Here is a 19,968-nt window from a genome sequence, read left to right as displayed (position 1 = left end):
TCTGCGCGGGCGATCGAACTCGATCCATACCTTTAAGTTGTATGCTCGGCATTCAACCAGGTTACCGCCCCGCCATGTCCGACGAAGACGGTTTTGACCGCATGGTGGAGACGGCCATCGCGGCCCATCAACTCCTGGCCCTACACGGCACGTCGACGATGCAGCTCCTGTCCCGGCTGCTGCTGATGGAAATCGGCACGGAGATCGCGGCGCGGCGCGATGCCGAAGCGGCCGCCAACGACAATCCAGATGTCCCGGAGGCGTAGAGCCCGTTTCGCCGGCCGCGGAAGCCGGGTGGCCGTCCTCGGCGAGACCGGCTTGACCCGTAATCACGCGCGCCGTGAAATGGAACGAGCGGGCAAATCTGTTGATCGGCCTCTCCGCCCGAGCAGGCGGCATTTACACCGACGGGTAAAGGCCTAGCTTGTGGGTAGAAACTACCCACGAATCACGGATCCCTAGCCGATGATCGCGAAACGGGTAGCGCTCGCCGGTGCGCTTCTCCTGCTGAGCATCACGCCGTCCGCCTCCCAGCTGCGCCGTCCGATGACGTGTACGGAGGAGGCGTCCGTCGGTCTCGATGCCGCCACGCCGGAGGGGGCGAAGCCGCAGCCCCAGAAGGCCCGGACGTTCTCGCTGGTCACCAGCGGCGGCCTGCTGACCGTGATCTCGGCAGGACGCTCCGACTATTACGAGTGTCAGACCGCCTCGCCGCGTCTGAATGAGCGCACGCCGCGCAACGCGATCAAATGCCAGAACGGCGTCTATTTCCTGCTGATCGACCTGAACAAGCTGAACTTCGTCGAGGCGCAGCTCAATCCCGAGGAGCGCAATGCGATCAAGGTCAGCTACGGGAGCTGTCGAATCCTGTAGCGACGGAGCGGGATCGTCCGTCGGCGCGGCGACGGCCGGACTAATCCATACGGATCAGGACATAGGCGGCGGCGGCGACGGCCGCGAGAGTGAGGGCCACCAGCAGGGCCATCTTCCCGGATGGTGCTTCCGGCGGCTCTGGGGCGTCGGTCATGCGGCTCCTCCAGGCCGGTGAACGGACGATGACCGCCGTCCTGCCCGGTGATCGTCAGGTGTCGGGTGGCCTCTGGCGAAAGACCCCGGTTCTTCCCTTGGTTCCATGGACGCTTCCGGACTGCCTTCCGGCTCTCACTGGCAGAAGCGCGTGGCGGCGGGCGTCCACTGGCCGAAACCCGTCACCACCATGTTCGCCACGACCCGGCAGATATAGATCTTCTGCGCCGCGTTGTTGTGCGGGCCGGCATGATAGCGCGCCACGGCCATCGTCCAGCTGCCTTCCCGCTTCTTCAGGTCCCGGAGGAATTGCGTCGCGTAGTCCACGTTCGCGTGCGGGTCGATCATGGCCTCGACCGAGCCGAACTTGCCGCCGTGATAATGGTGATTGATCTGCATGCAGCCGAGATCGATCAGGCGCGCGCCCCGGCGGCGCGCCTCGGTGAAGTGGGCGAGCACGTCCTGGGGCCCGGTCGCGAAATAGGCCGTTCCTTCGATATTCATGGCATAGGGCTGGAGCGAGCCGCGTTTGCCCGTCTCCGTGAGGCCGACGGCGTAGAGGACGCCGAGAGGCACGCCGTAACGGGCCGAGGCGCGGCCCATCTCGGCCTCACACACGTTTGCGGCGGCCGGAACCGCGCTACAGATAAATGCCGCCGTCGCGAGGACGTATCGTCTCATCGATCCGCTCTCCGTCGCGCCGGCCGGTGGCCGAACGATGCGCCGCCTGTCGTTGCCCATCCTCCCCGTGACCCGGTCGAGCTCCCCCGTTCGCGAAGGAAGACTGACCCTGCGACGGAGCCCCTTCAGCAGAGCCTCCCGCATCGGCCGGTCGCGCTTGAGCGACGGTGACATCGGCTTGGTGGTGCGCCTGCTTGAGGAGGTCCGTGAGGATGGCCGCATCCCGCTGCAGGAGCGCGGCGGTTTCCGGCCGCGAGGCGCGCAGGTGCGTCTCGAGCTGGCCATTCGCCAGTCGCAGCTCCACGGTGACGGTTCCCAGCTCTTCCGGCCTCAGCTGGATCCTGAGCACCCGCAGCGGTCCGTCGGGCGCGGTCCCGGTCGCCGGGTCGGCGTGATTGCCGACCGCATCCGGACGGGCCGGCACCGCACGCGCGATCTCATCCTCGATGGCAGCGGCGATCATCGGCAGGGTGATGGCGGGCAGGCCCGTCTCTGTCCCGACGCTGTCCCTGGGGGTCGGGACGGAACTGCCGGCCCGGCTCTGATGGCCTGCGGCCGCGAGGATCGTACGGGCGATTCCGGGGACCGCATGGCTGTCCGCAGGCACGCTCAGGTCGGACGTGCCGGGCGCGGTGATGGCCGCGCGCACTGCCGTGTCTGCGGGATCCTGGGGCGCGAGACCGGTCGCGGCCCGAAGCGTCCGCGCCGTGGTGGCGATGATGTCGCCCAGTCCCGGCCGGGCGAGGTTCTGTCCGGCCACAAAGGTAGCCCCGGAGGCCGCCGGCGCAGCTTCGGCGGGCATCGCCGTGTCTGCCGGACCCTGGGACGCGAGATCGGTCGCGGCCTGAAGCGTCCGCGCCGCGGTGGCGATGACGTCGCTCAGTCCCGTCCGGGCGAGGTTCTGTCCGGCCACGGTTGGTGCCCCGGAGGCCGCTGGCGCAGCTTCGGCGGCCCCGGACTCGGGTAGCGCTGCCGGGGGTAGCACGGGTTTGAAATGGACCGCGCGGTCGAGCACCGTGACGTCCGGCTTGGGTCCTGATCCGGCGAGCAGCCCCTGCGCGGATCCTGCTCCGCGCACCAATGCGGGTGCAGAACGGGCTGCGGCGTCGGGGGCTGTCATGCGCGGCCCCGGAGAGCCGCCGGTCGCGGGGGCGTCGGAGGCGGCCGCCGGATGGGCGGTGTTCAGGACGTTGGCCAGCACCGTCGCGGCGGCGCTTGCCGGATCGGCGGGGGAGAGCGCGGGTGTCACGGTCGCCTCGTCGGGGCGGCCCTTCGCGACAGGTCCCCGCGGCTCCGCGGCATCATCCCGGTCCTCGTCGGACGAGGGCGTGGAGGGGGGCTCCGCGATCTCGCGCAGGACATCCCCGAAGGCGCCGGGCCGGCCCCTGTCCGGCGGGGTCCGGAGGTCGGTCTCCGGATGGGACCGCGCCATCTCGCGATCGGACTTCGGCGCGGGTCTCTGAACCGTGGCGGCGATCAGGGTCACGGAGTTGCCTTCTGGAGGAGCAGATCGATCTGGTCGATCGTGGCTTGGGCCTTGGGAATCAGTCTGGCCGCGCCATCGGTGGAATCCGCCGCGGCCTGCGCCTGTCGCGATGGCGCCGTGTCGGCCACCGGCCCCACGCGCGTGCCGACGAGACCGCGCCCGATCTCCTCGGCCGTCGCAAGCGCCGTCTTGAGGAGGGGGATGTCGCGGGCGGGAAGCTTGGATCGGTCGAGGGCCTGCAAGGTCCGCAGCCCGGGCTCGAAGGTCGCCAGGTCCACGATCTCGGCCGCCGCCCGGTAAAGGCGTCCCTGGGCCGCCTCCGGACTCTCGGGCCCGCAGAGCGCCAGGGCCTTGTCGGCGGCCAGGCGCGCCGAGGCCGTCTTGCCCTCCTGGATCGCCGTACGGGCGATCAGCAGGTACAGATCGCGCCGGCTCCCGGCAGCCAGTTCGTTGACGATCCTGTTGAGGGCCCCGAAGCGCGCCTCGTCCCGGCCGACATCGAACTGGGTCAACTGGTAGGCGAGGCGCTGCCTGAAATTGCCAGCGTAGACCGAATGCGGAAAGCGGCGCAGATACTGAATCGCCAGGGCTTCGAACCTGTGCAGATCGCCGATCTGCCCGAGGGCGAAGACCTCGCGGCGCAGGGCTCCTTCTTCGCTGAGGGTCCCCGGCAGCAACAGCCGCACGCGATCGAGCAGGGCGATCGCCCGGACCGGATTCTCGGTCACGATGAGCGAGGCCTGCGCGAGGCCGACCGCACCGGCGAGCGTCGGCGGCAGACCCGCCGTGTCGAAATCCCTGAGGAGGCGGTTCGCGTCCGCATCCCGCCCCTCGATAAAGGCTAGAGCGCCGCGGGCCAGCGTCGCCTCCCGCTCGCCCAGCCCGTCCAGCGCAGTCAGGCGACGCAGGATCGCCGGCCCCCCGCCGCTCAGGGAGAAGACGATGGCGGCTCTGACATGATGCCCGTCGGCCCAGACTTCCGGTGCCGCAGCGAGAAGATCCGCGTTGATCCGGGCGATCAACCGCGGCTGACCCTCGTGGGCGGCGACCGAGCCGGACGCGACCCGGTCCTGCAGCAATTGCAGCGTCCGCACCGCGGCAACGGGACCGGCCCTCAAGCCCTGGGAGTCCAGGGCCGCCGGTGCCGGCACGGACTCCGGAAGCGCGGGACGGTCCGCCTGCGGAACCGCTGTGGGTGCCGGTTCCGCGACGGCTGGATCCACGAGCCCTGTGACGAGCGCACCGAGGGCACCCAGCAGGATCCGCCTCATCCCGGAATTCCTTGGAGAAGGATCTCGATCCGCCGGTTCTCCGGCGCCTTGGGATCTGGCGCGTTGCGCGGCATCCGGTCGGCCGCCCCCTCAACGCGCCAGATCCGCGCCTCCTCGATGCCCGCTCGGATGAGCATGTAGGACGCCATGTGGGCGCGCGCCGTCGAGAGCCGCCAATTGTCGTAGACGTCCGAGCGGAACGGCCGACTGTCGGTATGGCCGCGGATGATGAGCCGGCCCGGGCGCGAGGCCAGCGCCTTCGCGAGGCGCTCCATGGCCCGCACCATCTCGGGACGGGGCTCGGCCGAACCCACCGCGAACATGCTGAAATTCAGGTCGTCCGTCACGTTGATCAAGAGCCCCTCCGACGTCCCCTGAACCTCGACGCGGGGGCCGGGGGCGGAGGGCGGGAAGATCTTGGCGATCTCCGCTTGCAGCGCAGCCTGGGCCGCAGCGGTCGCCGCCGGGATCGGGGCCGACCCCGCGATGGGAGCCTCCGCCGCCTTGGCGCCGGTGTCCCTGATCTCCGCCACCTTGTTTGCCGTCGCCGTGTGTCCTGTGGCCGCGTGTCCTGCTGCCTTGGCCTCGGGGGTCTGCGCCTCCGCCGCTTGGCGATCTGGGCGATCGGACACCGGCGGTTCAGCGTCCGTGCTGCCCGCGTCTCCGGCTCCGCGCACATCGGGCCTGGCCTGGGCCGGCGGGGGTGTGATCCCGGTTGGGGCGGGCCGGTCGGTCTTCGCCGGCGACAGGGTGGTCACCTGCCAGTACAGCGGATCGAACGGATCCCGGGCCACGTCGCCCCCCCGCCGACCCGCTTCGCCGAGATCGCCGATCGTGGTGCTCTGGGGCTTGTCCGGATCGGACTCGGTCGCGAGGTGCGCCAGGACGGAATAGGGATCCTGGAACAGTTCCCGCTCCCGCCCCGCCGATCCGGGCGGCAGGGTGCCGGATCTGTCCCGCGTGCCGGCGGCGGCCGCCGTGTCGCTCGCCTTGTTTCCCTCCTTCAAATCCGTCGAACCCGGCTGAGGATCGCTGAGCCCCTTCCGAAGCGGGAGAGGCTGGGAAAGGCTGATCGGATTGAAGTAATTCGCTATGCTGGTCTTGGTCTCATCGCTCGTGACCCTGGTCAGCCACAGGACCAAGAACAGCGCCATCAGCGTCGTCATAAAGTCGGCAAATGCGATCTTCCAGACGCCGCCATGATGTTCGTTGTCGTCCTGCGGGGGCCGGCGGACGATAATGATCTCGGGGTGATCGTTGGCCATGCTCAGCGGTCCTCGATGAGGGCGGCGATACGGTCACCCCATGCCTGGAGCCGGGTCTCAATGACCGTCCAGTTCGTCTGAATGCGCAGGTCAGGTCTGCTGTCCGGCGACAAGGCGAGTCGGCCAGGCGGCAGATTCAGGCGCCGGGCCAGCGCCTCCACGAGATCCGGCGGCCCGCTCAGGGTGAGCGTGCCCGTCTGACTGTCTGCCACTAGAGTCGACACGGTCGCCTGCAACTCGCGGATCGCCTCCTGCTGCAGGGCTTCCGCCAAGAAGGGCTGGAGGACCCGCGTCAGGCTCCCGGCCAGACGGGCTTCCAGCATCTGAACCTGCTCGGCGAAGCCGTTCGCCAGGACAGCGGCTTCCGTTTCGACCCAGCGCTGCCGTGTCTCCGCCAGGGTGGTAGCCGCCGCGGCGCGTTCCGCCGCCGCGGCGGCCTCAGCCGCCCGAGCGGCCAGCGCCTCGCCCTCTCGGCGGCCTTCCGCGCGCGCCTCAGCCGCGATGGCATCGGCGTCCTGCGGGGGGGCGGTCGCGTCGGCCGGATCCCGTTTGGCGATCAGCGCCGCAAGGGTGGGGGACGATCGCTGACCCGCATCCGAGAATACGGTCCAGATCGGAGGTGCATCCACCATTACGCGGCCTCGTCGCGCGTGAGCCATTGTTTCAGGATGTTGGCGACCTGCTCCTCGTCGAGTTCCACCAGCTGCTCGAGCTTGCGGATCGGCGAGCGCGCGACGTGCTCATTCAAATCCTCGATCAGGCTGGGATCCGAGGATGCCCCGACCTGCTCCGCTTGCGGCACGCCGAGCGCCGCCGCGAGGTCCATTGGGGCGACGGCGAGTTCGGTTCCGACCTCCGAGGGGCGGGCGAGGATGGCATTGACCGCTGGACGCAAGCCGAACCAGATGAGCAGGCATCCGACAATCAGGATCGTGGCCGCGTTGATCAGGGTTCCGGACTGCCGCATCAGGACGTCGCCGACACCCAGGGCCGGCGTGGGGGCGAGAGGCTGACCTTCGTCGATGAAACTGACGGCCGCCACCTTGATCTGGTCGCCCCGGCCCTTGTTGAAGCCGGCCGCTGACGCGACCAGTTGCTCGATCTCTGAAATCTGCGGCTCCAGATCGACCTTGGCCCCGTCTTTGACGCTGCCCGCGAGCGCCTCGAGGCGGGACCGGTTCACCAGAACGGCGACGGACAGATTCTTCACGGAATAGCCGTCGCTGACGGTCTGGACCGTCTTCGAGGAGATCTCGAAGTTGGACAATTCCTCGCGGCGCTGGCTTTCTGAACTCGACGCATCGGTCCCCTCGGAACGGACGCGCTGATCGGGCAGGTTCTGCTGAGCGGTGGTCGGCTTCTGGGGGGCGCGGTTCTGCGAACTCTCCGATTCCTTGATTGTCCGCAGCGAGCGCTCGACCTTCTGGTCAGGATTGAAGATTGTCTCGTCCGTCTTGGTCTTGTCCGTGTTGAGCCGGGCAACAACGCTGATTTCGAAATTGTTTGGCCCCAGATAAGGGGTAAGCGTGCGGCGGACGTTGTCCTGGATCTCCCGGGTGACGGTTTGCTCGAGGCTCGTCAGCCGGCCGGCCGGCGCCGTGGTGGCGTCGTCGCCGGCGAGCAGGACCGTCCCATCGGTATTCAGCACGGTCACCTTTTCCGGCTTCATGCCGGGAATGGCGGCGGCGACGAGCTGCCGGATCGCCGGCGCGGTCGAGGCATCGTTGGCGGGCTCGGTGCGCACGACCACTGAGGCCGAGGCGGGCTGCTGCTCGCGGCGGAACGAGCCGGGATCGGGCATCACGATATGGACCCGGGCTGCCTTGACGCCCTTGAGCGTCTGGATGGTACGGGCGATCTCGCCCTCCAGGGCCCGGACCCGGGTGATGTCCTGCATGAACGAGGTCAGGCCCAGCGAGCCCAGGTCGTTGAACAGTTCGTAGCCGGCCTTGCCGCTTTGGGGCAGGCCCTTCTCGGCCAGGAGCATGCGGGCCTGCGCGGTCTGCCCGTAGCTGACCAGAACCGATGTGCCGTCCGCACTGACGTCGAAGGGAATCCCGGCGTCCTTGAGCGCCACGCCCATGCGACTCACGTCGTCACGGCTCAAGCCGGAATAGAGGGTCTCCCGGAGCGGGCGGCTCAGGTAATAGGCCCCTAGGCCTATGGCGAGGAACACGGTCAGTCCCACCAGCCCGAGGGCGATCAAGCGCCGGGGCCCGAGCTCCAGGATATTGTTCCACAGCTTCTCAATGTGTTCGCGACCGGGCATCGGCAGGACTCGGTATCCACCACAGTGGCTCTGCCTCCGCATGGCGGATCAACCTTGCGCGAAGGTGGCGTAACGCGCGGCTTCGGCAAAGGAAAAAGCCGCGCATCCGAAGACGCGCGGCCTGAATCAGATCGGCGATATGGTCTTTATATTGCTCAGGTGAGCCGGATCAGTTCCGGAACAGGCTGAGGATCTGCTGCGTGTTCTGGTTGGCGATCGTGAGCGACTGGATGCCGAGCTGCTGCTGGACCTGAAGGGCCTTCAGCTTCGTCGACTCTTCTTCCATGTTGCCGTCCACCAGGATGCCGATGGAGGTGTCGTTGGCCTTGGACAGGACGTCGGTGTAGTTCTGGAACGACTGCATCTGCGACTTGAGCGCGCCGAGGTTGGCCGCCACTTCGGTCATCGCGGAGGAGATCCGGTCGACCATCGAGATGTAGGCGTTGATCTTCGACAGGTCGTTCGGCAGGACCGTCGAGATGTCCATCGTGTCAAATTTCAGGTTGTAGGCCTTGAGGAAGCCGTTGTTGTCCGCGCCGAGCACGGAGTATTCCTTGTTGAGGATGCCGCCGGTGCCATCCTTGCCCACCTTGGCCGAAGCATTCGCCGACGTCCGCGCGCCCTCGAAAGTCGCCTTGGCGGCATCGTAACTGGCCTTCGCGCTCGTGTAGGCGGTCACGTCCGCGGAGGTCTTGCCGCTGCTGGTGTAGGCCGCATAGGCGGCGTCGTACGTGGCTTGCGCCGTCGTCCAGGCCGCCAGCGACGTGGTCGCGGCACTCGTGCCGGCGCTCCCGTTGCCCGTCTTCGCATCGTACAGCTTGAGCTTGTTCGTGTCGATGTCGGTCGTCGTCAGGATCGGCTGGCCCAGCACCCGGGTGAAGCCCGAGACGACCTTCCGGATCGGCGAGTAGGTGGGCTGGTTCGAGTCGACCGACAGCCAGGCTTCGCCGGCCTGCGAGGCATCCGCAGCATAGGCGCGGAAGCGGGAGAGGGTCGCATTGAGATCGTCCTGGATCAGCATGCGGTCGACGCCGACGCCCGACGCCGTGGTCAGCTTCCTTTTGACCTCCTTGAGCTCGTCGACCATCGTGTTGAGGGCCTGGTACGTGATGTTGACGACGCCCAGGCCCTGGCCGATCGAATCCTTGACGGCGCCGAGGGCGGAATTGTCCTGGCGGATCTGGGTGGCGATCGCCCAGTAGGCGGCGTTGTCCGAAGCGCCCGCGATCTTCAGGCCCGTCGTGATGACGTCGTTGGTCTTGTCCAGGTTCTGGCCGATGAGCTTCAGCGTCAGCTGCGCCGTCATCGCGGCGTTGTTCGTAAACAGGCTCGACATAACGATGTCCCTTGGAAGACGTTGTTTCTGGGACATGCCGGATTCTCGCCGGCATAGCAGGGCGGCTTCATGCCTTTGAGATCGCCCGTCCGGGTCGGATCTCAACCTGCTATCAATGCTGCACAGAACGAGAGGTAACCTTTGTGGCCGACCGATCCATTTGCAGCGCTGATGTGATGGACTGGCTATCCTCGCAAGTCAACGTCAAAATAGACCCGTCGTGGAAAAATTTATGACGCCTCGACCTTAGAATTGTTTCGGGTCTGATTAGAAATACGATTTCACAAGACCGCTGATCAGCATGTTCCATCCGTCGATCAGTACGAAGAACAGGATCTTGAAAGGCAGCGAAATCACCGTCGGCGGCAGCATCATCATACCCATGGACATGACCAGCACCGCGATGACCATGTCGATGACGAGGAAGGGAAGCGCGATCAGGAAGCCGATCTCGAAACCGCGCCGCAGTTCGGAGATCATGAAGGCCGGGATCAGGATCCTCAGGTCGGATCTGCCGCCATCCGGCGCCTTGGACGCATTGGCCGCGGCCATCTCCGCGAAGGTGTCGAGATCCTTCGGTCGGACATGGGCCAGCATGAAGTCCCGGAACGGCGCGGTCACCTTGGCGAAGGCTTCCTCCTCGCTGATCCTGTTCTCGGTGAGCGGGCGGACGCCGTCCTGCCAGGCACGATCGAAGGTCGGCCCCATGACATAGAAGGTCATGAACAGCGACAGGCTGATCAGCACGAGATTCGCCGGGGCGCTCTGGAGGCCCAGCCCCGAGCGGAGGAACGAGAGTGCGACGACGAAGCGGGTGAAGCTCGTCACCATGACAAGGAGACCCGGCGCGATCGACAGGACGGTCATCAGCGCGATGAGCTGGATCATCCGCCCGCTGATCGAGCCGTTTCCTGGGGGCAGAACCTGGTCGAGGCTGAAATTCTGCGCGTGCGCCGCCGTGGCGACAAGGAGGAGCGAGCTCGCGATCCAGACGCGACGCAGCATGGTGTGACTGATCCTGATGATTGTCGGCCGGGGTCGAAGAGGTGGCCGACGGAGCGCCCTACTGGACGACGAGTGTTTCGATGAAGAAGTCTTGGACTTGGCCATTGCTTCGGATCTGGACGCGTTCGGTCAGATCCTCGCGCAAGTGGCTCAGGCCGCTCGGTCCCTCGATCTGCGCGACGGTCAGGGTGCGCAGGTAGCCGACGATGTCCTGGCGGATCTCCGCGGCGATCGCCTTGGGGTTGCCGAGGGCCCCACCCTTGACGACGATGGACGATTCCAGACGGATCCAGACATCGCCGGGGCCGGCGAGGTTCGTCACCACGGTGCCGAGACTCGCGACAGTCGCGTTCGCATCGTAGGGGGCCACCCGCTGGACGCGCTCCTCCTCGGCCTTCTTCCGCTCGTCGACGGCCTTCTCGATCCGTGTGGCCATGTAGAGGCCGCTCGCTCCCCCGACACCGACCGCCAGGACCGTGAGCATCGCGAGGAGGAGCAGCCAGCGGAGCTTGGAGCGGCGGGATGCGGAATCGGAAGCCATGGATCTCGCCAGCCTCGGGTTCAGAACGGCGTGGCCAGGTCGTAGACCTGCTGGACGACGGCGGGCTGCTGCACCTCCATCAGGCGCCCCCGGCCGCCGTAGGAAACGCGCGCCTCCGCGATCTTGTCGTAGTCGATCGTGTTCCGGCGCGAGATGTCGCGCGGACGGACGATGCCGGCGATGTTCAGGACACGGACCTCGTAATTGACCCGCACTTCCTGCGAGCCGCTGATCAGCAGGTTGCCGTTGGGAAACAGATGCGTGACGACGGCCGCCACGGAGAGCCGGAGCTGCTCTTTGCGGTCGATGGTGCCCTGCCCCTTCGTCGAGGAATTGCCATTGACCTCGTAATGGTTCTTCGACTCCGGCGTGAGACCGAACAGGTCGAACTGGAGATCCAGGCTCGATTTGGCGCGCGAATCGCGCGACCGGTCGGTGGCATTGTCGAACTGGGCCTTGTCGTTCATCGCGATGAGAACGGTCAGCACGTCGCCGACATTCTTGGCGCGCGGATCCTGAAACAGGTCCGCGCTCTGCTGGGCCCAGGTCGAGTGGTACCCCTGACCCTGCGTCGCCACGTAGAGCGGCGGCACGCTGTCGTGGTTCGGATCGATGCCGAGGCCCACGGGGCTCAAGGCCGGCGCGCGGCCGATCTCTTGGATGGGCGTCGCGCAAGCCCCGAGGGCCGTGAGCGCCGCGATGGCGGCCAAGCGCTTCATCCTGATGTCTCGCTGTCCTGCGGATGGCGGTCCCCCTCGTCCATACGCGGCTGGGGCTGCGCCTTGACGGCCTCGCCGGGCCTCTGGGGCGTCGGCTTCTTCGGCGGGGTGTTCGTGATGACGTTGGCCAGGCGCGCGGCCCGACCCGGTTCCATCTCGTTCAGGATCGCGCTGGCGATGCGCGCGTCGAGCCGTGTCAGGATCGCGGCTGCCGCCTCGCTGTCCATGGCGGTCAGCTGCTGCGCCGCTGCCTCGGGCCGCATCCGGGCGTAGATCGCCGTGACGCTCTCGTCCGCCTTAGCGAGGAAGGCTTGCCGGCGCTTCAGCCATTCCTCGTACTCGGCACGCTTGGCCTCGAGCTGGCTGATCCGGTTCTCGATATCCTTGGACAGCGCGGTGAGCGCCTCCTTCTGCCAAGCGAAGCGGGCATCGGCGGCGGCGTTCGCGATGCCGGCGCAGTACTGCGCGGGACGGGACTCCTCAGTCTTGCCCGGCTCGCCCGGCTTCTGCTGGGCGGCCGCCTGCGTTGCCGACAGCGCGACGGCTGAGGTCAGGAAAAGGCCGCGCCAGCTCCGTACGGAGGCCTGGCCAATGCGGCGCATGCGGATTGGACCGGTCATTGGATCACCAGCTCCGCCTGCAGGGCCCCCGCCGTCTTCACGGCCTGGAGGATGGCGATCACGTCCGTCGGCTTCATCCCGACATTGTTCAGGCCCCGGATCAGGGTCTGCAGGTCGGGCCCCGAGACGATCGCGAGGCGTGCCATCCGCTCGCCCGCCTCGATGTCGGTCCGCGGCACGACGGTCGTCTGCCCGTCGGAGAACGGAGCGGGCTGGGACACCTGCGGGGTCTCGGTGATGCGCACGGTGAGGTCGCCGTGCGTCACCGCCACGGTGGAGACCTGGACGTTCCGGCCGATCACGACGGTGCCGGTCCGCTGGTCGATCACCACCTTCGCGGGAATATCCGGCTGGACCTGCAATTCGCCGATCTCGGCCATGAATCGGGTCCGACCCACATGGCCGGGCCGGGACAGGACGACGGTTCGGTAGTCGCGCGGGCTCGCAGCACGCTTCCCGTACTTCTGGAGCGTGTAGGCGTTGATGGCGTCGGAGATCAGGACGGCCGTGCGGAAATCCGGGTTCTTCAGTTCGAGCGCCATGCCCGGCAACTCGTTGAACGTGCCGGCGACGGCGCGCTCCACCAGCGCGCCGTTGGGGATCCGGGCGGCCGTCGCCACCCCGGAGACCAGGGACTCCGCCTGCCCGGTGGCGCTGAACCCGGAGACGACGAGGGCGCCCTGGGCGACCGCATAGACTTGCCCGTCTCCGCCCGAGAGCGGTGTCATCAGCAGGGTGCCGCCGCGCAGGGAGGTGGCGTCGCCCATGGAGTTCACGGAGACGTCGACGCGCGAGCCCGGCTCCACGTAGGCCGGAAGGTTGGCGGTGACCATGACCGCCGCGACGTTGCGGGTTCGCAGCCGCTGGTCGCGCACGTTGATGCCCAGGCGATCGAGCATCGATTGCAGGGATTGTTCCGTGAACTGCGCGTTGCGCAGGGTATCGCCGGTGCTCTGCAAGCCGGTGACGAGCCCCTAGCCGACGATCTGATTGTCGCGCACGCCCTGGAGCGACGCGATGTCCTTGATCCGCGTCGCCGCGGCAGACGCCGGCCAGAGAGCGAGGGCGGTCAGGAGAAGGGGCAGCAGCCGGCGCATCACGGCTGCCCCGTCCGGACGTGGCCATCGGGCTGGACGATGCCCTGGACGACCCGTCCCGTCGCCAAGTTCCGCACGCTGACCGCCTCGTTCACGGCGGCGTTCGCCAGGGCCTGGCCGACGGTGGTGATCACCACCCCGTGCTCCTCGAAGACGATCACGGTCGGGGTGCCCCGGGTCACGAGCTTTGCCTCTTCGAGGGCGGTCGACGGGATCGTCTCGCCGGGCAGGAGGGTCCGCCGGGCGATCCGTCCGACCGCATGCGCCACCGAGTCGACGACCGGCAGACGCGGCCGGTAGCTTTCCGGATAGGCCTGCTCGCGCAGCATCGTCGGCTTGATCATGTCGCCCGCGTAGATCGTGGCGACCGGCACCGGCAGGACCTGTTCCGCGGCGACGGCCGGCACGGACGCGAGGCCGAGCGTGCAGGCCGCGCCCAGCGCCATCCGTGCCACGATCCCGACGGGGCGAGCTGCATGGGCCATGGTTTTAGCGGATGCCCTTCGAGATCGTGCCGGCCATCTCGTCCGCGGCCTGGATCACCTTCGAGTTCATCTCGAAGGCCCGCTGCGCCGAGATCAGACTGGTGATCTCCCGGACCGGGTCGACGTTGGAGGTCTCCAGATAGCCCTGGTGGATCTTGCCGAAGCCGGGATCGCCGGCGAATCCGGTGACCGGAAGTCCCGAGGCAGCGGTCTCGCGGTACAGGCCGTTGCCCAGGGGCTCGAGCCCGGCATCGTTGGTGAAGTTGGCGATCTGGAGCTGGCCGATCGTCTGCGGCAATTGCTGTCCGTCGACCTTGACCATCACTTGGCCGGTCTCGTTGATCACCACGTCGACGGCGTTCTGCGGGATGATGATCGCCGGATCGACGCTGTAGCCCTCCGCGGTGACCAGGCGCCCGTCGGCGTTCTTGTTGAAGGAGCCGGCGCGGGTGTAGTTGATCTCGCCGTTGGGCATCGTCACCTGGAACCAGCCCCGGCCGTTGAGCGCGAGATCGAGGGGATTGGTCGTGTTGTTGAGCGGGCCCTGCCGGTGCAGGTTCCGGATCGCGGTGTTGCGCACGCCGAGGCCGAGCATGGCGCCTTCGGGGATCGCCGACTCGCCGGCCTGGATCGGGACGCCCGCCGGCCGTTCGGCCTGATAGATGAGGTCCTTGAATTCCGCGCGGGCCGCCTTGAACGCTGTCGTGTTCAGGTTCGCGATGTTGTTGGCGATGACTTCCACGTTCAATTGCTGGGCATTCATGCCCGTGGCCGCGATGGCGAGCGCTCTCATGACCGGATCCTTGCGCGGGAGGAATGGGTGACGGTGTTCGGGTAGGGGCCGAGCGCCGCCCCGGGGCGGCGCCGTCGTGGCGGGCGGACGCGTCAGATCGCCATGCGGACGATTTCCAGGTAGGCGGCGACGACCTTGTCCCGGATGGCGACCGCCGTCTGGAGGGTCTGCTCGGCGGACATCACCGCCTCCACCACGGCCTGGGTGGATGTCTTGCCCTGAATCCCGGAGATGGCGGCCGCCTCGCCGGTCTTCACCGTGTCGCGCATCTGACCCGCGATCTGGGTCAGGAGGTCGCCGAAATTCGATGCGGGTCCCGCAGGGGCCGCCTGCCGGATCCCGGGCGTCGTGAGGCCGAGGTCGGCCGCGCCGAAGACGGCGTTCGTGTCGGTGACGCTTGTGAGGGCGGCGAGGGACTGGATCATCACGGCCTCAGGAGTTCGATGATGCTGGCGATCATCGAGCGGGTCTGCTTGATCATCTGAAGGTTGGCCTCGTAGGAGCGGTTGGCCTCCCGCATGTCGGCCATCTCAATCAGCATGTTCACGTTCGGCAGCTTGACGTTCCCGTTCGCGTCCGCCGCCGGGTTCCCGGGATCGTACTCGACCCGGAACGGCGCCGTGTCCTGCCCGACCTGGCGGACCGCGACGGCCGCCGTCCCGGAGGCCCGGTCGAGGGCCGTCCGGAACGTGATCGTCTTGCGCGTATAGGGATCGGCTCCCGCGGTGAGGCCCGTGGATTGCGCGTTCGCGATGTTCTCCGAGATGACGCGCATGCGCTCGGACTGCGCCTCCATGCCGGAGCCGGCGATCCGCGATGAGGCGGCGAGCGGATCGATCATTGGCCGGCCTTCACGCTCAGGGCCAGCATCCGGTTGAACGCCTTCACCACGCCGCTGTTGAGGGCTTGGTCGCGGCTGACTTCGCCGGACTTCATCATCTGTTCCTCGATGCTGACCGAGTTGCCGGAATGGACGACGTCCCAGCCGGCCGATGACGTCGCGCGCGCCGGTCGCGTGCCGGCACCGTTGGCCTCAAGGTGGCCCGTATGGGTCGCCGCCATCGTCAGAGCCGTCTTGTCCATCAGGTCCCGGAACGGGGTCAGGTCCCGGGCGCGATAGCCAGGCGTGTTGGCATTCGCGATATTGCCAGCGATCACGGCTTGGCGTGCCGCAAGATGTTGCAGCTGACGGGATGCGATGTTGAACAGAAAGATCGGGTTCATGACCTGTCGGCTTTCTGACGGGATAAGTCAGGAGGCGGGAAAATCCCGCTGGCGAGGGGCGTATCCTGGGCCGCAACGTTCGTTGTACGGCGAAACATTGTTCTGCAGGCGGATCTTTCCTCGATCTGTCTTGTCCGAAGCTTGTGGCGGCCTCCCGCCGCGCTCTCGGGGGGGCGCGTGTCCGGTCTGGCCGTTCCGCGGGTTGATCCCCGTGCGGTCTGGGAGGCGCGGAGCCGGCGTCCGGCACGCCCAGGCTGCGGCCGGATCATCTCCGCGCTGCTTCTCATGCCGGACATGCGGGCCACCGGACGATGGACGTCCGGCCGCCTGTCCGCGACGGGCCGGCCAGGAGACCGGCCCTTGTGATGAGCGGATTCCCGCAGAACTCGGATAGAGAGGTCAATTTACAAAGGCGTACCCGAGATAACGCCGAACTTCGATAGGATCGAAACTCAGCTTTTGCCGAAGTTTCTTGCGAAGTTTACTGATGTGACCCTCGATCACGCTTTCGTCCACGTCGCTCGTGAAGGCGCCGTAGACCGCATTGAACACCTGCTCCTTGGTCATCCGGCGCCCGCGATTGCGGACCAGAAATTCGAGGATCTGGCGTTCGCGGCGCGGCAGGGGCATTTTTTCCCCATCGACGTCGGGGTCGCGGCCGTCGAAGTACACCCTCAGCCGCGCGGTCCGGTCCGCCACGACGCTGTCGCTGGCCCTCTCGCGCTGCGAGCGCCGCCATACGGCCTCGGTCCGGGCGAGGATCTCGCGGACATGGATCGGTTTGCGGACGACGTCGTCGATGCCGGCTCTGAACAGATCCAGCGTCTCGGTCAGGCAGCGGGTCTCGATCATCGCGATGATGGGCGCGCGGGACCGCTTCTGAATCATCTCCGGCAGATCGGGCCGCTGCTCACAATTGCCCAGGAGGAAGCCCTGGACGGCGTCCAGATCCGTCTCGGGGGCGGACTGAATCCAGCCTTCAAAATCATCGGCCACTAATCCAACCGATGTCACGCCCTCGCGATTGAAGTTGGCCACGTAACCATCGGTAACCATCGGCCGCTCATCGACAATGACGTACATTGCCATAAGTCTCCGTCGACATTCTTGCGTGAAAGATCAAAAATTGTCTTTTCTTCGTCTTTGATTCCCTGATTTTCTCAATGGATCAAACGTGAGAAAGCGTCAACATCTTGTTATTAGATTATATCAAAGAAAATTTGTAGAGAATTGTAGCGAAAATTGAGGCGCGATATCCAAGAATAAAGGAATCATCGCAAAGTTTATCGAATTTTATGGCGTTTGCGGAATGGTGCGTCCCATATTGCGGGATCCGCCAAGATGATCGAACGCGCCCAGCGACGCTTCGATCCTGCGAGATCTGCCTGAGCCGATGTCCGAACGACACACCTTCACGCCCGACTCGGCGCGACCGGACGCGGGCGCTGCACAGGCGCCCGATGCGAGCCATGCGGTTGGCAACAGGAATCGCTGGTCGCGGGTCGTCTTCGCGTTCGAGCGTTTGATCGGCGACCGCTGGTATGAGTTCAACGCATACATGATCTGCGCTGCTGCCGAGGGATGTCCGGGCGTCCGGGACTTCGCGGCGATCGGTGTCGCATTCCGCGCGCAGGATCAGTCCGAGATCGATTTCGGCCGCATCCCGGGATTGGCGCGGACCTCGATCGACGCGCACGGAGACTGGATCGCCGGACCGATGTCGGAGGGCGGCGCGGGGTCGATCGGCGCTCCCATCCGCTGCCGCTTCTATCTCCCGGCGCCCGCCTCCCAAGTCGGCGTGACCATCAGGAGCTGGCGCAACACGCACCCGTTCCGGATCGTGCAGCCGGAGATCCGGCAGGCCGTTCCGGACGCGGCCCACCCTGAGGACGGGGGCCCCGTATCGGCGCGGGGCTGGTTCGGCCAGGACAGCCGGATCGTCCTCGGTCCCCGGCCCGCCTGGTTGCGGCACGGGCTGGTTCCCGGGCGTGCCCTCGTGTTCAAGGGGCAGGTCATCGCGCAGGGCCAGTCGGACGGTGCCCTGGCTCAGGTGTCCTTCCGCGACGCGCGGGGCAACCCGATCCCGCCGCCCTACCCCGGTACCCTGGCCACCCTGTCGATCCCCGCCTTCCTCGACATCCCGGTCCACCGGGAGGCCTACCGCTTCACCCTGAAGGTCTCGCCGCCCCCCCAGGCGGCGACGGTGGAGATCGGCTTCGCCACCTGGGATCCGGATGCGCGCCTTGCACTGGCCGCCGCACCGGACGTGTTCCTGGACGACGAGTTGCGCTTGGCCAATCTTGCGGAGGAAGCCGGCCCGGACGCCGAAGCCGTCCTGGCGCATCTGCTCGGCCGCCTCGGCGCCCCGCGGCCAACCCAGGGCGCCGCCGCGGGGTCGATCCTGCCCTATCTCGACCCCGCCCTTCTGGAGGAAGCGCCGTCGCCGTTGCGCAGCGTCGCGCTCCTGCGGGACGGGCCGGACGCCGCGGCCTGGGCTGACGGTTCCGTCAGTCTCGCGTCTTGCCCGGCCTGGGCGCTCCCGGAGGTGCCGGACTGGGGGAGCGATCCGTTCCGGTCGCATGCGTGGCGCCTTGCGTTCCAGTCCCTCTCCTGGACCTGTGCGGCCGCTGGAAATCCTGAGCGCGCGGTTCGGGACCGGGCGGTCGCTGTCGCCCTGGCCTGGTCCCGCGCGAATCCCTGGGGCCGGCCGGCCGACACGCTGAGCCTGCATCCCGCCTGCATGGCGATGCGCCTGGAGGCGATGCTGTGCCTGCTGGGCGCAGCGATGCGGGATGGCGATGCGGCGGACCGTTCGGCCGTCGAGCGTCTGGGTGCCGAGATCGTCCGGCATGCCGCGGCCCTGGCGGAGATCTTGGCCCAGCACACGGTGGCGGGGTCGTTGCTGGAGGCGCAGGTGGCGGCGTCCCTGATGGCGGCCGGCGTCACCCTGCCGGCCTTTCCGATGGCGCGGCACTGGACCGACCTCGCGATGATCGCCCTGCGCAGCGGCTTCGAGGCGATGATCGATCCCGAGGGGGCGGTCACGGAGCCATCCTACCACCGCAGACTCGAGATCCTCACGCTCGCCCTGGTCCTGATGCCGGTCCTGAAGGGCCGGCCGGATCTGGCCCCCCTGGCGGATATCCTCGACCTTCGCCTCGCGAGGGTCTGGGGCGGGCTGATCGCGCTGCTCGAGCCGGACGGCGCCCTGCCGCCTTTCGACGATGCGCCTGGGCATACGGACCGGTATCGCTGGATGGGGCGCGTTGCGGCCGCCCATCGTCACCCCTGGATGACCGGTCCGGCGGTGGGGCCGACGAGCGGCGGATGGCCCCTCCCCGGCGCCCCGATTCCGTCCGGAACCATTCTCCTGCGCCGGACGGACGCCGCCGCAGGCTGGTCCGCCTTCACGGCGGATTTCTCCGAGCAGATCCACCCGCAGGATCACCGGGACTGCACCTCCTTCACGTTCGCCACGGGCGGTCTGCGGTGGATCACGGAACGGGGCGGCTCGCAGGCCGAGCCCTTCGGTCCGCGCGGCCTGCATCCGGCGGCGGCGCGCGCCCACAACATCGCCATCCCGGAGGGCCGCGAGCCGGGTGCGGGCGTCGGAACGGCCCGGGCGACCCTCACCCTCGGCGAGGCCGCCGTGCATCTCATCGAGACGAGCGTCCACGGGCCGGACTACCGCCATATCCGGGCCTTCGTGCTGCTGAACGACCTCGCCGGGATGGCCGTCTTCGACCGGTTCCTGACGGGCGACCGTCCCCTCTCGGTCGAAGGGTTCCTGCACCTCGACCCCAGCGTGGTGGTCGCCCTGGATCCATCGCATCGGATCTTCGGCCTTCGGGGCGAGCGACGGCTGCACATCGTACCCCACGGCCTCGCCGGCCGGATCGACGATATCGGGGTGCATCGCCCATGGGCGGAACCGCCGGTGCCGGTTCCGCATCCGCGCGCGGGGGCGCATCACCGGGCGCGGCCCGGTCCCTGCCTCCGCTACACGCTATCGGGCGTGCGATGCGTGGCCGGCGGCCTTCTCATCGCCGGCGCCTCGGACGGCATCGCGCGGCTGATGCGCGCGGTCGAGGCGGCGGGGCTCCGGCGTCGCCTCACGGAATGAGGATCGTGCGCCGGCAGGGCCGGGCCC

The 19,968-nt window shown here is 67.5% G+C and carries 20 protein-coding genes and 1 pseudogene; 3 read left to right on the top strand and 18 right to left on the bottom strand.

What is annotated here, in order from left to right; translation table 11 throughout:
• Positions 1–74: 74 nt before the first annotated feature.
• Together A3862_RS22920 and A3862_RS22915 are read left to right on the top strand one after the other, a co-directional pair.
• The gene (locus tag A3862_RS22920; RefSeq protein WP_043357287.1) at positions 75–266 is read left to right on the top strand and encodes a hypothetical protein; all 192 of its coding nucleotides are present in this window, start codon (positions 75–77) and stop codon (positions 264–266) included.
• Between the two features lie 199 nt (positions 267–465).
• Positions 466–873: a hypothetical protein gene (locus A3862_RS22915; protein WP_043357279.1), complete on the top strand. Its 408-nt coding sequence runs from the start codon at positions 466–468 to the stop codon at positions 871–873.
• Between the two features lie 288 nt (positions 874–1,161).
• Here A3862_RS22915 and A3862_RS22910 read toward each other — a convergent pair whose 3' ends face one another.
• The 18 genes and pseudogenes from A3862_RS22910 to A3862_RS22825 form a co-directional block, all read right to left on the bottom strand.
• Positions 1,162–1,707 (bottom strand): transglycosylase SLT domain-containing protein, encoded by a 546-nt coding sequence (locus tag A3862_RS22910; protein WP_075380073.1) that lies wholly within the window; start codon positions 1,705–1,707, stop codon positions 1,162–1,164.
• Complete coding sequence (locus A3862_RS22905; protein ID WP_043756825.1) at positions 1,667–3,193, bottom strand: flagellar hook-length control protein FliK; 1,527 nt, start codon at positions 3,191–3,193, stop codon at positions 1,667–1,669. Before A3862_RS22905 ends, A3862_RS22910 begins: the two co-directional genes overlap by 41 nt.
• Positions 3,190–4,464, bottom strand: a complete 1,275-nt coding sequence (locus A3862_RS22900) for a chemotaxis protein (protein ID WP_052083594.1) — start codon at positions 4,462–4,464, stop codon at positions 3,190–3,192. Before A3862_RS22900 ends, A3862_RS22905 begins: the two co-directional genes overlap by 4 nt.
• Positions 4,461–5,729 (bottom strand): MotB family protein, encoded by a 1,269-nt coding sequence (locus tag A3862_RS22895; protein ID WP_043756827.1) that lies wholly within the window; start codon positions 5,727–5,729, stop codon positions 4,461–4,463. The genes A3862_RS22900 and A3862_RS22895 overlap by 4 nt, the downstream gene beginning before the upstream one ends.
• A 2-nt stretch (positions 5,730–5,731) precedes the next feature.
• Positions 5,732–6,388, bottom strand: coding sequence for a hypothetical protein (locus A3862_RS22890; RefSeq protein ID WP_124263010.1), 657 nt, complete (start codon positions 6,386–6,388; stop codon positions 5,732–5,734).
• A complete protein-coding gene (gene fliF, locus A3862_RS22885; protein WP_043357265.1) occupies positions 6,361–7,998 on the bottom strand; it encodes a flagellar basal-body MS-ring/collar protein FliF in 1,638 nt (545 codons plus the stop codon). Before fliF ends, A3862_RS22890 begins: the two co-directional genes overlap by 28 nt.
• Positions 7,999–8,167: 169 nt before the next feature.
• Positions 8,168–9,334 carry a flagellin N-terminal helical domain-containing protein gene (locus A3862_RS22880; protein ID WP_043756832.1) on the bottom strand — a complete coding sequence of 389 codons (1,167 nt, stop codon included), beginning with the start codon at positions 9,332–9,334 and terminating at the stop codon, positions 8,168–8,170.
• A gap of 267 nt (positions 9,335–9,601) precedes the next feature.
• Positions 9,602–10,339 (bottom strand): flagellar type III secretion system pore protein FliP, encoded by a 738-nt coding sequence (fliP, locus tag A3862_RS22875; protein ID WP_043357262.1) that lies wholly within the window; start codon positions 10,337–10,339, stop codon positions 9,602–9,604.
• A gap of 58 nt (positions 10,340–10,397) precedes the next feature.
• The gene (locus A3862_RS22870) at positions 10,398–10,880 is read right to left on the bottom strand and encodes a flagellar basal body-associated FliL family protein (protein WP_043756834.1); all 483 of its coding nucleotides are present in this window, start codon (positions 10,878–10,880) and stop codon (positions 10,398–10,400) included.
• Positions 10,881–10,900: 20 nt separating this feature from the next.
• Positions 10,901–11,599: a flagellar basal body L-ring protein FlgH gene (gene flgH / locus A3862_RS22865; protein ID WP_043357258.1), complete on the bottom strand. Its 699-nt coding sequence runs from the start codon at positions 11,597–11,599 to the stop codon at positions 10,901–10,903.
• Entirely contained in the window at positions 11,596–12,219 is a 624-nt protein-coding gene (locus A3862_RS22860) for a MotE family protein (protein ID WP_043756838.1), read from the bottom strand. The genes flgH and A3862_RS22860 overlap by 4 nt, the downstream gene beginning before the upstream one ends.
• Positions 12,216–13,316, bottom strand: a pseudogene (flgI, locus tag A3862_RS22855) (flagellar basal body P-ring protein FlgI). The gene A3862_RS22860 and the pseudogene flgI overlap by 4 nt, the downstream one beginning before the upstream one ends.
• On the bottom strand, positions 13,316–13,801 hold the full coding sequence (gene flgA, locus A3862_RS22850) for a flagellar basal body P-ring formation chaperone FlgA (protein ID WP_043756843.1): 486 nt from the start codon (positions 13,799–13,801) through the stop codon (positions 13,316–13,318). Before flgA ends, flgI begins: the two are co-directional and overlap by 1 nt.
• A 4-nt stretch (positions 13,802–13,805) precedes the next feature.
• Positions 13,806–14,594 (bottom strand): flagellar basal-body rod protein FlgG, encoded by a 789-nt coding sequence (gene flgG, locus A3862_RS22845; protein ID WP_043357253.1) that lies wholly within the window; start codon positions 14,592–14,594, stop codon positions 13,806–13,808.
• 92 nt (positions 14,595–14,686) lie between these two features.
• Entirely contained in the window at positions 14,687–15,019 is a 333-nt protein-coding gene (locus A3862_RS22840) for a flagellar hook-basal body complex protein FliE (protein WP_043357251.1), read from the bottom strand.
• Entirely contained in the window at positions 15,019–15,435 is a 417-nt protein-coding gene (flgC, locus tag A3862_RS22835) for a flagellar basal body rod protein FlgC (RefSeq protein ID WP_043357249.1), read from the bottom strand. The genes A3862_RS22840 and flgC overlap by 1 nt, the downstream gene beginning before the upstream one ends.
• Positions 15,432–15,818, bottom strand: coding sequence for a flagellar basal body rod protein FlgB (gene flgB / locus A3862_RS22830; protein WP_043357248.1), 387 nt, complete (start codon positions 15,816–15,818; stop codon positions 15,432–15,434). The genes flgC and flgB overlap by 4 nt, the downstream gene beginning before the upstream one ends.
• Positions 15,819–16,217: 399 nt before the next feature.
• Positions 16,218–16,901: a response regulator transcription factor gene (locus A3862_RS22825; RefSeq protein WP_043756845.1), complete on the bottom strand. Its 684-nt coding sequence runs from the start codon at positions 16,899–16,901 to the stop codon at positions 16,218–16,220.
• Between the two features lie 310 nt (positions 16,902–17,211).
• On the opposite strand from A3862_RS22825, the gene A3862_RS22820 reads away from it, so the two are divergent.
• A complete protein-coding gene (locus A3862_RS22820) occupies positions 17,212–19,941 on the top strand; it encodes a hypothetical protein (RefSeq protein WP_052083596.1) in 2,730 nt (909 codons plus the stop codon).
• Positions 19,942–19,968: the final 27 nt, after the last annotated feature.

The organism is Methylobacterium sp. XJLW (genome assembly GCF_003254375.1).
In the GTDB taxonomy this organism is placed as follows: domain Bacteria; phylum Pseudomonadota; class Alphaproteobacteria; order Rhizobiales; family Beijerinckiaceae; genus Methylobacterium; species Methylobacterium fujisawaense.
Note: the sequence above shows the minus strand (reverse complement) of the source record. Positions and strands in the feature narration are given on the sequence as shown.

Excerpts from the sequence above, each read along its gene's own strand:
- A3862_RS22920 (WP_043357287.1), top strand. The coding sequence starts at position 75 with ATGTCCGACGAAGACGGTTTTGACCGCATGGTGGAGACGGCCATCGCG.
- A3862_RS22915 (WP_043357279.1), top strand. The coding sequence starts at position 466 with ATGATCGCGAAACGGGTAGCGCTCGCCGGTGCGCTTCTCCTGCTGAGC.
- A3862_RS22910 (WP_075380073.1), bottom strand. The coding sequence starts at position 1,707 with ATGAGACGATACGTCCTCGCGACGGCGGCATTTATCTGTAGCGCGGTT.
- A3862_RS22900 (WP_052083594.1), bottom strand. The coding sequence starts at position 4,464 with ATGAGGCGGATCCTGCTGGGTGCCCTCGGTGCGCTCGTCACAGGGCTC.
- A3862_RS22895 (WP_043756827.1), bottom strand. The coding sequence starts at position 5,729 with ATGGCCAACGATCACCCCGAGATCATTATCGTCCGCCGGCCCCCGCAG.
- A3862_RS22890 (WP_124263010.1), bottom strand. The coding sequence starts at position 6,388 with ATGGCTCACGCGCGACGAGGCCGCGTAATGGTGGATGCACCTCCGATC.
- fliF (WP_043357265.1), bottom strand. The coding sequence starts at position 7,998 with ATGCCCGGTCGCGAACACATTGAGAAGCTGTGGAACAATATCCTGGAG.
- A3862_RS22880 (WP_043756832.1), bottom strand. The coding sequence starts at position 9,334 with ATGTCGAGCCTGTTTACGAACAACGCCGCGATGACGGCGCAGCTGACG.
- fliP (WP_043357262.1), bottom strand. The coding sequence starts at position 10,339 with ATGCTGCGTCGCGTCTGGATCGCGAGCTCGCTCCTCCTTGTCGCCACG.
- A3862_RS22870 (WP_043756834.1), bottom strand. The coding sequence starts at position 10,880 with ATGGCTTCCGATTCCGCATCCCGCCGCTCCAAGCTCCGCTGGCTGCTC.
- flgH (WP_043357258.1), bottom strand. The coding sequence starts at position 11,599 with ATGAAGCGCTTGGCCGCCATCGCGGCGCTCACGGCCCTCGGGGCTTGC.
- A3862_RS22860 (WP_043756838.1), bottom strand. The coding sequence starts at position 12,219 with ATGACCGGTCCAATCCGCATGCGCCGCATTGGCCAGGCCTCCGTACGG.
- flgA (WP_043756843.1), bottom strand. The coding sequence starts at position 13,801 with ATGGCCCATGCAGCTCGCCCCGTCGGGATCGTGGCACGGATGGCGCTG.
- flgG (WP_043357253.1), bottom strand. The coding sequence starts at position 14,594 with ATGAGAGCGCTCGCCATCGCGGCCACGGGCATGAATGCCCAGCAATTG.
- A3862_RS22840 (WP_043357251.1), bottom strand. The coding sequence starts at position 15,019 with ATGATCCAGTCCCTCGCCGCCCTCACAAGCGTCACCGACACGAACGCC.
- flgC (WP_043357249.1), bottom strand. The coding sequence starts at position 15,435 with ATGATCGATCCGCTCGCCGCCTCATCGCGGATCGCCGGCTCCGGCATG.
- flgB (WP_043357248.1), bottom strand. The coding sequence starts at position 15,818 with ATGAACCCGATCTTTCTGTTCAACATCGCATCCCGTCAGCTGCAACAT.
- A3862_RS22825 (WP_043756845.1), bottom strand. The coding sequence starts at position 16,901 with ATGTACGTCATTGTCGATGAGCGGCCGATGGTTACCGATGGTTACGTG.
- A3862_RS22820 (WP_052083596.1), top strand. The coding sequence starts at position 17,212 with ATGTCCGAACGACACACCTTCACGCCCGACTCGGCGCGACCGGACGCG.